At 71.5% G+C, this 10236-nt stretch carries 9 protein-coding genes; 5 read left to right on the top strand and 4 right to left on the bottom strand.

What is annotated here, in order from left to right:
* Both ACWGIG_RS17345 and ACWGIG_RS17340 read right to left on the bottom strand, forming a co-directional pair.
* A partial coding sequence (locus ACWGIG_RS17345; RefSeq protein WP_453322460.1) for a S28 family serine protease occupies positions 1–1323 on the bottom strand: 1323 nt, incomplete at its 3' end.
* Between the two features lie 125 nt (positions 1324–1448).
* Positions 1449–2051: a TIGR03086 family metal-binding protein gene (locus ACWGIG_RS17340; RefSeq protein ID WP_453322459.1), complete on the bottom strand. Its 603-nt coding sequence runs from the start codon at positions 2049–2051 to the stop codon at positions 1449–1451.
* 370 nt (positions 2052–2421) lie between these two features.
* Between ACWGIG_RS17340 and ACWGIG_RS17335 the strand changes: the two genes are divergently transcribed.
* The 4 genes from ACWGIG_RS17335 (at position 2422) to ACWGIG_RS17320 (ending at position 5168) form a co-directional block, all read left to right on the top strand.
* Positions 2422–3234: an NAD-dependent epimerase/dehydratase family protein gene (locus ACWGIG_RS17335; RefSeq protein WP_453322458.1), complete on the top strand. Its 813-nt coding sequence runs from the start codon at positions 2422–2424 to the stop codon at positions 3232–3234.
* Between the two features lie 58 nt (positions 3235–3292).
* A complete protein-coding gene (locus ACWGIG_RS17330) occupies positions 3293–3511 on the top strand; it encodes a hypothetical protein (RefSeq protein WP_453322457.1) in 219 nt (72 codons plus the stop codon).
* Positions 3512–3635: 124 nt separating this feature from the next.
* The gene (locus ACWGIG_RS17325; RefSeq protein WP_453322456.1) at positions 3636–4883 is read left to right on the top strand and encodes a TerD family protein; all 1248 of its coding nucleotides are present in this window, start codon (positions 3636–3638) and stop codon (positions 4881–4883) included.
* Between the two features lie 99 nt (positions 4884–4982).
* Complete coding sequence (locus ACWGIG_RS17320) at positions 4983–5168, top strand: hypothetical protein (protein WP_453322455.1); 186 nt, start codon at positions 4983–4985, stop codon at positions 5166–5168.
* A gap of 149 nt (positions 5169–5317) precedes the next feature.
* On the opposite strand, the gene ACWGIG_RS17315 is transcribed toward ACWGIG_RS17320, so the two are convergent.
* Both ACWGIG_RS17315 and ACWGIG_RS17310 read right to left on the bottom strand, forming a co-directional pair.
* The gene (locus tag ACWGIG_RS17315; RefSeq protein ID WP_453322454.1) at positions 5318–5545 is read right to left on the bottom strand and encodes a hypothetical protein; all 228 of its coding nucleotides are present in this window, start codon (positions 5543–5545) and stop codon (positions 5318–5320) included.
* Between the two features lie 85 nt (positions 5546–5630).
* Positions 5631–7217 carry a TROVE domain-containing protein gene (locus ACWGIG_RS17310; RefSeq protein WP_453322453.1) on the bottom strand — a complete coding sequence of 529 codons (1587 nt, stop codon included), beginning with the start codon at positions 7215–7217 and terminating at the stop codon, positions 5631–5633.
* Positions 7218–7855: 638 nt separating this feature from the next.
* Between ACWGIG_RS17310 and ACWGIG_RS17305 the strand changes: the two genes are divergently transcribed.
* Entirely contained in the window at positions 7856–10180 is a 2325-nt protein-coding gene (locus ACWGIG_RS17305; RefSeq protein ID WP_453322452.1) for a protein kinase domain-containing protein, read from the top strand.
* Positions 10181–10236: the final 56 nt, after the last annotated feature.

Below are 10236 nucleotides of genomic sequence, written 5' to 3'. Positions count from 1 at the left end.
CCGCTTGACGGTCGCCTCGGCCTCGGCGCGCTGCTCCGGGACGAGCTTGGAGATCAGGGCGCCGTGGTTGGTGTTCGGGGCGACGTAGAGGTGCGAGTCGCGCTTCGAGGGGCGGTAGCGCTCGGCGCTCCACGGGTCGTTCTGCCCGTACACGAACATCATCCGCTCGCCGCGCTTGTTGACCCAGCGGTCGACGTCCTTGGCCTCCCAGCCGCTGTACGAGGTGCGCATGTCGGCGGGGAGCAGGGAGTTGGGCTGGTAGATGTCCGGGTAGTTGCGGACGTCGCGCAGGTGCGCGAACTTCAGGTCGGCCCAGCCGAGCTGGGCGGCGGCCTGGCGGTAGTACGGGCCGGTGCCTGCGGGGCCCGCGTCGGCGTCGGAGTAGATCGACAGGCCGTGTCCGAGGGACCAGTCGTACAGCTCCTTGTCGGTGGCCTTCTTGGCGTCGGGGACCGTCGGGCAGTTGGTGTACGAGCCGGACTGCCAGAAGTTCCAGACCTGGTCCAGGACGGAGAACTCGTAGGCCCGGTCGGTGGTGCCGAGCTGCTTGAAGGTGAGGCCCTGCTCCTTGGAGGTGGCCTCGAACAGCGGCAGGAGCGCCTTGCGGCGGACCAGCATCTCGCGCTGCACGGCGTCGAGCGCGCTGCGGCATTCGGGGGTGCCGACGGTCTTGAAGAAGTCGTCGTAGACGCGGTCGTCGCGGTTGTTCGCGTCGTTGGGGGCGACGTAGGCGACGACGGCGTCCAGGTCGTCCGGGTAGAAGCGCTCGTGGTAGACCTGCGTCATGCCGCCCTTGCTGGCGCCGGTGCCCAGCCACTTCGCCTTGTAGATGCTCTTCATGGCCTGCACGATGCGGTGCTCGTCGGCGGCCTCCTGCTCGATGGTCAGCTTGCGCCAGTCGGTCTTCCCGGCGGGCACGGACTTGTCGAAGAAGCGGTGCTCGACGCTGACCTGGTTGGCACCGAGGAGCGTGGTGATCTCGCGGGTGCCGGAGGAGAGGGTGTAGCCGCCGGTGTAGTGGACCATCGGGGCGCGCTCGTCCTTGTGCCACAGCGTGAACTGCTGCTCGAAGGTGCCGCGCCACGGCTTGTCGTGGTCGATGGGCTGTCTCAGCGTCAGGGTGAAGAAGGGGCGCCCCTCCTTCTGGGTCTCCGAGACGATCCGCAGGCCGGGGATCTTCTCCAGCTTTTCGCGGACGGTGGCCGCCTGGGCCGCCGCACCCGCCTCTGCGGTGGGCGCCGCGGTGGCGACGCTGCCGGTGAGCACGCTGGTGGCGGCTATGACTCCGGCACAGAACAGGGCGGGAAGTACCTTGGTACGCACGCTGATTCCCCTCGGGCGGACGGTGACGCAGTGATGTATGCGTCGCAGCCACGCATGTTATGCATGGCAGCCCGCCCGGCGGCAGCCCCTGCGACAGATCCGGGCCCGGGTCCTGACCGGCGGTCCTAGGCGCCCAGGGACCACTTCGGGTCACGGCCGCCGAGGCCCACCACCCGGTCCAGGAAGGGCGATCCGTTCGGTACGTCGACGACCGGGCCGAACATCGGGGCGCGGGCCGGGTTGTCCGCCTCCGGGGCGAGCAGGGCGTACACCACCTGGAGGCTCGGCTTGTCGCAGTCGAAGGACTGGCCGGTGGCGCGGGCCAGGTCCCAGCCGTGCAGGACGAGTTCGTCGAGGGCGATCTGGGCGGCGACTCCGGCGGGCAGTGTGGTGCCGCCCGCGGTGGTGGTGCCGTCCCAGGCGTCGTGGCGGTGCCAGGAGTCGGCGAGGGCGGCGAGCTGCCGCGGGAGGCTGTGGCGCCAGTCGGCGGGCAGCGCGGGGCTCCCGGCACCGGCCCCGGGGTGCGGCTGCTTCTTCGCGGCGGCGCGGAACGCCGCGGTCAGCCCGCAGAGGTGGGCGAGGAGGTCCCGCACCGTGAACTCCTCGCAGGGCGTGCGGGCGTCCAGCCGGGCGTCGGGGACCCCTTCGACGAGGCGGGCGAGCCGCCGGGCCGCCGGTTCGAGGTCGAACACGACGGCGGTGGGGGCAGCGGTCGTGGTGGTGGTCATGGGGTCCCTTTCCCTGGCAGCAGCGTCGAAGGGGAGACCCACAGGCCTGCGAAAACTCATCGGTCGGGGCAAAAATTCACGCTGACCTGCGAGAACTCCCGTAGTGGCACCGGCGGATGAGCGGGGAGACCCCGGTCCGGCGCCTCGGCCCGGGGCACTTCGTACGCCCCGGGAGCGCGTGCTCCTCGCACACGACCGGGCCGTCCGGGCCCCGTAACGCACCACAAGCCGACCGAAATCTCCCGGCGTTGTCCGCGAAACGCCGTGCAACGCCCTTCACTTGACTCGGCACGACCGGCTCCCTAGCGTCGCGACGGTTGGCCGGCCCCGTCGGCGCTTCACCGCGGACACCCCCGAGGAGACTCCTCCCATGCCCGATGCTCCCCGCACTCTCCTGCTCACCGGCGCGGCCGGCGGCATCGGCACCCTGATGCGGGGGCTGCTTCCCGCGTACGGATACGAGCTGCGGCTCTTCGACGCGACGCCCATCGAGGGCGAGCCGACCGCGGTGACCGCCGATCTCGGCGACAAGCACGCGCTGCGCGAGGCCGTCCAGGGGGTCGACGCGATCGTGCACCTGGCGGGCATCTCCCTGGAGGCTCCGTTCGAGAAGATCCTCCGGTCGAACATCGAGGGGACGTACAACCTCTATGAGGCGGCGCGGGAGGAAGGGGTGCGCCGGATCGTGCAGGCCTCCAGCAACCACGCGGTCGGATTCACCCCGCTGCCGGGACCTGACGGCCCCCTGGTGCCCGCGGACGCCCCGCACCGCCCGGACACCTTCTACGGTCTGTCCAAGGCGTTCGGCGAGGACCTCGCGCAGCTGTACTGGGACCGGGACGGCCTGGAGACGGTGTCCGTGCGGGTCGGGGCGTGCTTCATGGAGCCCACCTCGGCGCGGATGCTGTCGCTGTGGCTGAGCCCGGGAGACGCCGCCCGCCTCTTCGACGCGGCGCTGACCGCACCGCGGGTGGGACACACCGTGGTGTTCGGCTCGTCCGCCAACACCCGGCTGCGCTGGGACCTTTCCACCGCGCGCGCCCTGGGGTACGTACCGCAGGACGACTCCGAGCAGTACGCCGAGAAGCTCCTCGCGGAACAGGGCGAACCCGCCCCCGGGGACCCGGAGCACGACTTCCTGGGCGGCGCGTTCTGCACCGATCCGCCGCAGTGGCCGTACTGAGGCTGCGGGCGCCCGGAATTCACTCGCGGACGCGGCCGGATCAGGTCACGCTGTGCCCATGCCGAAACCCCATGGATTCCGTTATGTGCAGCACCCCGACGGCACCGTCCTCATCACGCACCGCGAGCGCGCCGCGACGACGCTGCGCGGCGGCCGGGCGGAGAAGTTCCTGGCGGAGGTGGAGTCGGGCGACGGGCAGTTGGTGATGGCCAGGTGGACCGGCTCCTACAAATTCGGCAACGAGCGGCTGGCCCGCAACCATCCGCGAAACCGCTGATCCCCACGAAACACCGATCCAGGAAACCGCTGATCAGAGCCCGGCGGAAGGCCGGGTAGGGCCGTGCGGGGAATTCGTCGCAAGGTAAGGGAACGGCAAAGCCTCCTCGGTCGTTACCCCTGACATGACCGCAATGACCTCTGGCTCGAACATTCCGCTTCCCACCGCCCGCGTGGCCGTGGACGTGGCCGCCCCGGTGCGGCTCGACGTGTCGGGCCTGCTGCTCACCGCCGACGGCAAGGTGCGCTCCGACGCCGACTTCATCTTCTACAACCAGCCCACAGGGCCGGGCGTGACCTACCGCTCCGGCGGCGGCACGGCCCCCGACGCGATCGTGGTGGACACCGGTGCGCTCCCGGCCGGCATCGAGCGGGTCGTGGTCACCGCGAGCCCGGACGCCGCGGGTCAGACCTTCCAGGGCATCGAGCCCACCGCCACCGTGCGCGGCGCCGACGACAACAGCGTGATCGCGACCTTCACGCCGCCCCAGCTGGGCTCCGAGACCGCCCTGGTCGTCGTGGAGGTCTACCTCCGCAACGGCGCCTGGAAGGTCCGCGCCGTCGGCCAGGGGTACGCGGACGGGCTGGCGGGCATCGCCAAGGACTTCGGCGTCTCGGTCGAGGAGCCCGCCCCGGCCGCCGCCGCTCCTGCCCCCGCAGCGGCCCCGCAGGCGCCTTCGGCGCCCGTCGCACCGCCGTCCGCCCCGACGCCGTCCTACGACCCGCGGGTGGCCGCCCCGCAGGCCCCGCCCGCCGCTCCCCCGGCCGCACCCGGCCCGCCGCCCGCCGGCACCGGCAAGATCAATCTGGACAAGGGCCGCGTCAGCCTCCAGAAGAACCAGACGGTGTCCCTGGTCAAGGGCGGCAAGCCGCTGCTGTCCCAGGTCAAGATGGGTCTGGGCTGGGAGCCGGCGTTCCGCGGCAAGGACATCGACCTGGACGCCTCGGTCATCGCGTACGGCCCGGACCGCAAGCACATCGACAGCTGCTACTTCGGCAAGCTCTCGATCCTGAACGGCGCGATCAAGCACTCCGGCGACAACCTCACCGGTGAGGGCGCGGGCGACGACGAGGTCATCGTGGTCGACCTCGGCCGGATCCCGGCGGAGGCGACGGGTCTGGTGTTCACGGTGAACTCCTTCACCGGCCAGAAGTTCACCGAGGTCGCCAAGGCCTACTGCCGCCTGCTGGACGCCGCGACGGGCGAGGAGCTGGTCCGCTTCGACCTGACCGGCGCCGAGCCGCAGACGGGCGTGATGATGGCCAAGCTGATCAAGCAGTTCAGCGGCGAGTGGGAGATGACGGGCATGGGCGAATTCGTGAAGTCCCGCACGGTGCGCGGCATGGTCAAGCCCGCCGCACAGGCACTGTAGGGACCCGGGACACGGTCGGGGACGGAGAGGCCGGGCGCGTGACAGACACCACGCGCGAGAAGGGTTTGAGCACCGATGCCCGGACGTAGCCTGGAAGGCATGTCCACCACCTCTCCGTCCGCCTCCGGGCCCGAAGCCTCCGGGGCGGACCAGACGAACGCGGCGATACGCCGTCTCGTGGACGCGCAGACGACGGACGGCGCCTGGCCCTCGGAGGAGTACGAACTGCTTCTCGTCGAGTGGGCGACCGCGATGCGCGACGAGGCGACAGAGCCCGTCCCATAGCAGCAGGGCTCGTCGCACAGCCCCTCGAAGGGCTGTGCGAGGTCCCGTGAAGAGCGGCGAAAAGTCCTACGAAAACGCCTCCGCCCCGTATCCCGATCGTGATGATCGAAGTACGGGGCGGGGGCGTTTTTTCCCGGAGCCGCGGGGGCTCAGAGCTTGGTCAACTTGGAGTAGGGGCTGAGAATCCGCCCCTGACGCCCGGAGAAGTCGATGAGCACTGCGAGGTCTCCCTCTAGTGCCACGACTCTTCCGAGTCCGAATTGATCATGCGAAACCCGGTCTCCCACCTCATAGTTCTCAATGGGCGGGGCGGCCGGGGCCGGGACGTTGAAGGGACTGGACGGCAGGTGTCGCCGGGCTCCGGCTGGCTTTGTCATTACCTTCAGTATGCGCCCACCGGACGGCAGATGCCATGCCCGTCTCCCTGCCGCCTCCCTGGTCCGGCCCCTCGCACCTGTCCCGTCAGCCCCGCCAGGGCCAGTCGGCGGACCGTCCGGCCTCAAGGAGGGGGACCATGCGAAATGCCGCGTCGGTCAGACCGCCGAAGGCATGGCGGCCGGGCGTGCCGGAGGGAGCGTGACCGGCCGCGTACCCCTCCAGGTTCCAGGTGTACGTGGGCACGTGCGCCGGGACGGACGCGAAGACGTCGCCCCGGTTCCCCCCGTACGAGACCTGCTCGTCGGTGACGATCAGGACCCGGTCGTGGCCGTCGTAGTTGCTCCGCACGGCGGTGGCCGTGCTGGTGCCGCCGAGGTCGCCGAAGCGTTCCAGGATCTTGAGCACGGACTCCCCCTTCGCGTAGTCGACGGGCTTGCTGTGCCAGCCGAATTCGACGAGGTCCGCGGAGTCGGCGCGCAGGGCCAGCGCCGTCCCGAAGATCGCCGCCGCGTCCGCCCGGCTGAGCTGCGAGCGCTCGGAGACCTGCGACCAGAACATCGAGCCCGACCGGTCGACGAGCACCAGGGTGCGCCCCTTGAGGCGGGGTACGTTGGCCAGCGAGTGGCCGAGCGCCTGCTCCAGCGGGTACGCCCAGCGCAGCGACGGCGCGTGCTGGTAGGCGGCGAGGTAGCGGAACGGGAACTGCCGCCCCCTGGCGACCACTTCGGGGTCCGAGATCTTCGCCGCGACACCGGCCGCGACCTCGTCCGAGACACCGGCCTCGTCGAAGTTGCGGAGGTTGCGCAGGAGCGCCATGGTGCCCATCGACGGGATCATCGCCTCCCACGCCTGCGCGTCCATCGGACCCTGCAGCCAGCCCGCGAGGGACTCCCAGGTCATGCCCGCCGCGGCCAGCCGCTCGGCGGCGTCCGCCTTGCGCAGGACGGCGCGCCGCTTGGCCGGGCGCAGGGACATCAGTTCGCGGTGTGCGGTGAGCGTCCGGTTCGACTTCGGCGCCACCGCGGTCTCCGGGTGGTGCCGGCGGTCCAGCGCGTACTGGAACAGCTCGCCCTGCCACGGCTTGCCGGGGTCGGGCGAGGCGTGCACCAGGTTGAGCACGTCGCCGAAGCGGAACCCCTTGGAGGCGGTGTCGTACTTCAGCAGCGACTTGCCGTGGTACAGCCGCTGGACGGCGTCGGCGACGCCCCGCTTGACGGGCTTGGGGATCGCGCGGCCGTACAACGCGGTCCAGTACGCGAGGAGTTCGCCGGGCTCGTCCGGCCGTTGCAGGACGGAGGCGATGACGGAACGGTTCGAAGGTCCCTCACTCACGCCCGCGTCGAGCCGCGCCTTGACGTACTCGGCGGCGCCGACCACGGAAGCGGTACGCATCTGTCCCTCGCCGCGCAGCCAGCCGAGCAGACCCGCGGTCCACTCGGGATCGCTGACGGCGAGCTCGCGCACGAGGGTCGCGAAACGGGTGTCGCGGGCCTCGCCGGTCTCGTAGAAGGTGCTCTGCGCGACGAAGTTGGCGACCGAGAGGAGGAAGAGCTCCGACTTGGGGTCGCGGAGATGTCCCACGCCACCCTGGTGGTTGACCGTGGTCGCACCGGTCGTCGCGACGGGCGAGACACCGGCCGCCTTCGCGGTACGGGTATTGAAACGAGCCATGGTGAATTCCCCCGAATTCCTTGAACACATCGGATTTCGCGGGGAAGCGCAGCGCGAGAAGAAAGGGGTGCCCGAGGTCGGAAGCGGCGACGGAACAAGCCTGATGCTCTACCGATTGAGCTGCACCGGCCGAGGCCGGTGACGGGACTCGAACCCGCAACCCTCAGATCCGATGAAGTAACCGTTGCCTGCGCACCGGGCACCCCTTCTCGCGCTGAGCCTCCCGAGATCAGGGCGGCTGCGGCGGGATTTCTTGCAAAGAAGTAGCCGCGGCCTGGCGCACCGGGAGGTGCATGAAGAATGAAGTTGAGCGTGCCCAGAGTTCGAATTCGGCGGAACCGACATTAGGTGCTCTGACCCCTGAGCTACACCGGCACGAATACCGGTGACGGGACTCGAACCCGCGACCTCCCCATGAAGAGTGGAAGTAGGTCCTGCCTGCGCACCTGGACACGTCCATGACTCTAGGAGTACGGACCCGGCGCACGCCAAGCATTTTCCCCCGGGCATCGTCCGGGCACCGTCCGGGCATCATGTGGTGCGTCACAACGCGCGCCGCACCGCAACCGCGCGCCCCTCGAACGGCGTCGCACACAGCGTCCGGCGACGTCCGGGCCATCGGGAGGGGAGCCGAGGGAATGGCAGCCGCAGCATCCGCAGCCGGGCCGGCGGAGTACCACATCGTCGCGCCGCTCGGCGAGGGCGGAATGGGCCGGGTGCATCTCGCCCGCAGCCCCGCCGGGCGGCTGGTCGCGCTCAAGACCGTGCATCCGCACCTGGCCGCCGATCCGAGGTTCCGGGAGCGGTTCCGCCGGGAGGTGGCGGCGGCCCGGGCCGTGGACGACGTGTTCACGGCGGCCGTCCTCGACTCCGACACCGATACCGAACTCCCCTGGCTGGCGAGCGAGTTCTGTGCCGGTCCGTGCCTGGTCGACGCGATCAGCACGCTCGGCCCGCTGGACTCGGCGGCCCTCGGCACGCTCGGCGCCGCGCTCGCCGAGGCCCTCGCGGCGGTGCATGCCGCGGGCCTCGTGCACCGGGACCTCAAACCCGCCAATGTCGTCATCACCCGGGACGGGCCGAAGATCCTCGACTTCGGCATCGCGAAGGACGCCGCCCACGGGTCGGGCGAACCGCTGACCGGCACCGGCGAGCTGGTCGGCACCCTCGGCTTCATCGCACCGGAGCAGCTGACGGGCGAGAGGGGCGGCGAAGTGGGGCCGCCCGCCGACGTGTTCGCGCTCGGGTCGCTGCTCGCGCTGTCGAGCACGGGCCGCAATCCGTACGGTTCGGGGACCGCCCCGCAGGTCCTGCACCGCACCCTGCACGAGCCGCCCGACCTGCTGGGCGTGCCGGACGAGGAGTGGCTCGGCTTCCTGCGGCGCTGCCTCGCCATGGCTCCGGCGGACCGGCCGTCCGTCCCGGAGGTACTCGACTGGTGTGCCGGGCGGGCGGGCTCCGTACCGTGGTGGGAGGGGGAACCGATCGCCGGGGCGGTCCGGGAGCACGAGGAGGCGATGGCCGAACTCGTCGCGGCGGAGCCGGAGTGGGAGGACGAGATCCCGGAGGCGTTCCGGGCGCCGCGCGCACCCAGGGACGTCGAGGATGCCGGGAAGGACGCCGGGGATGCGGCGGGCGTGGCGGACGTACCGGCGCCGAAGCCCGCGCCGCGCCGCCGCCGGTTTCTGGCCTGGGCGGGGGCGGCGGTGACGGCGGTATCGGGTTCGACGACGGCGGCCGTCCTGCTGCTCGACGAGAGCGTGAAGACACCTGCGGACGCCAAGGCCGGTGCGCCGAGGCGGAGTTGGCGCAGGGGCAGCACGGTCTGGTCCCGCGACCTCGGTACCGGCCTGGGCTACGGCGGAGAGCTCCTGCTGCACGGCGACGCCCTGTACGTCCGGACGGACCGGACCCTGATGCGGCTGGACGCGGCGACCGGCGACGTCCGGTGGCGGTACGAGACCGAGGGCGGGAATCTGGGCAGCGTACGGCCGCAGGGGGACACGGTGTTCGTGCTGCGACTGCCGATGAAGGAGCCCGAGATCGTCGCGCTGGACGCGGCGTCCGGAAGGCGCCTCTGGTCGACCGGGGCTCCGGTCCTGAACCGGTTCCGCCCGGGCGGCCTCAACCCTCCGGCCCGCGAGACCGAGGGCCCGTCCGCCCGTCTCGGCGTCTCGCCGGCCGTCGTCTGCCTGGTCACGCACGCGACGGCGAGCACCCTGTGGGAGCAGCGCGCGACGAAGGGCAACCGCTGGCGGGCGTACGGGTTCGGGGCGCGGGACGGCAGACCGCTCTGGCACCGGGCGGGGACGGTGACGGGGGTCCCCGCCGTCCACCAGTCCGGCGGCAGGCTCGCCGTCGCCACCTCCGACCGTCCGGTGTCGCTGCGCGAGCCGGCGGACGGCCCGCTGGTGGTGCTGCGGGAGCGGGACGGCACGGTGGAGCGGGAGATCGAGGGCGGCTCGGCCCGTCCGGAGGCGCACCCGGGTGCGTCGGGGATCCGGCACTATCCGGGGCGGTCCGCCGTGGAGGCGGTGGACCTGGCGACGGGGAAGCGGCGGTGGTCCCGGGCGGCGGGCGACGAGGCGACGGTCACTCCGGCCGCGACGGCTGGTCTGGTGCACACCGGCACCAACGGCGATCTGCGCGCCCTGGACGCGGCGACCGGCCACGAGCGCTGGGCGCGGGCGGACGTCCGCCGCATCGACGACGATGACGAGGCGCCGCCGCTGGTGGCCGACGGCCTCGTGTACGCCTCGGGCTCGGACCCCTCGGTGGCCCCTAAGCCGGGTCAGCGCTCGGACGGTTGGGGTCTGCACGCGCTGAAGGCGGAGACGGGCGAACTGGTGTGGGCGATGCCGGTGGACCGGATGAGCAAGGTGGTGGCGGCTGCGGGCGGCGGGCGGGTCCACCTGTGCGTGGACCGCACGCTGCTGACGCTCCGCGGGCCGGCGGGGTCGTGACCGGATCCTCCGGCGGACCTGCCGAGGCCGGTGGATCCGGCAGACCTGCCGCCGGA

The organism is Streptomyces sp. NPDC054863, assembly GCF_053610825.1.
This window is presented reverse-complemented; position numbering and strand designations above follow the sequence as displayed.

What these genes read in the sequence shown, in the direction of transcription:
- ACWGIG_RS17340 (WP_453322459.1), bottom strand. Translation starts at nt 2,051, where the DNA reads ATGACCACCACCACGACCGCTGCCCCCACCGCCGTCGTGTTCGACCTC.
- ACWGIG_RS17335 (WP_453322458.1), top strand. Translation starts at nt 2,422, where the DNA reads ATGCCCGATGCTCCCCGCACTCTCCTGCTCACCGGCGCGGCCGGCGGC.
- ACWGIG_RS17330 (WP_453322457.1), top strand. Translation starts at nt 3,293, where the DNA reads ATGCCGAAACCCCATGGATTCCGTTATGTGCAGCACCCCGACGGCACC.
- ACWGIG_RS17325 (WP_453322456.1), top strand. Translation starts at nt 3,636, where the DNA reads ATGACCGCAATGACCTCTGGCTCGAACATTCCGCTTCCCACCGCCCGC.
- ACWGIG_RS17320 (WP_453322455.1), top strand. Translation starts at nt 4,983, where the DNA reads ATGTCCACCACCTCTCCGTCCGCCTCCGGGCCCGAAGCCTCCGGGGCG.
- ACWGIG_RS17315 (WP_453322454.1), bottom strand. Translation starts at nt 5,545, where the DNA reads ATGACAAAGCCAGCCGGAGCCCGGCGACACCTGCCGTCCAGTCCCTTC.
- ACWGIG_RS17310 (WP_453322453.1), bottom strand. Translation starts at nt 7,217, where the DNA reads ATGGCTCGTTTCAATACCCGTACCGCGAAGGCGGCCGGTGTCTCGCCC.
- ACWGIG_RS17305 (WP_453322452.1), top strand. Translation starts at nt 7,856, where the DNA reads ATGGCAGCCGCAGCATCCGCAGCCGGGCCGGCGGAGTACCACATCGTC.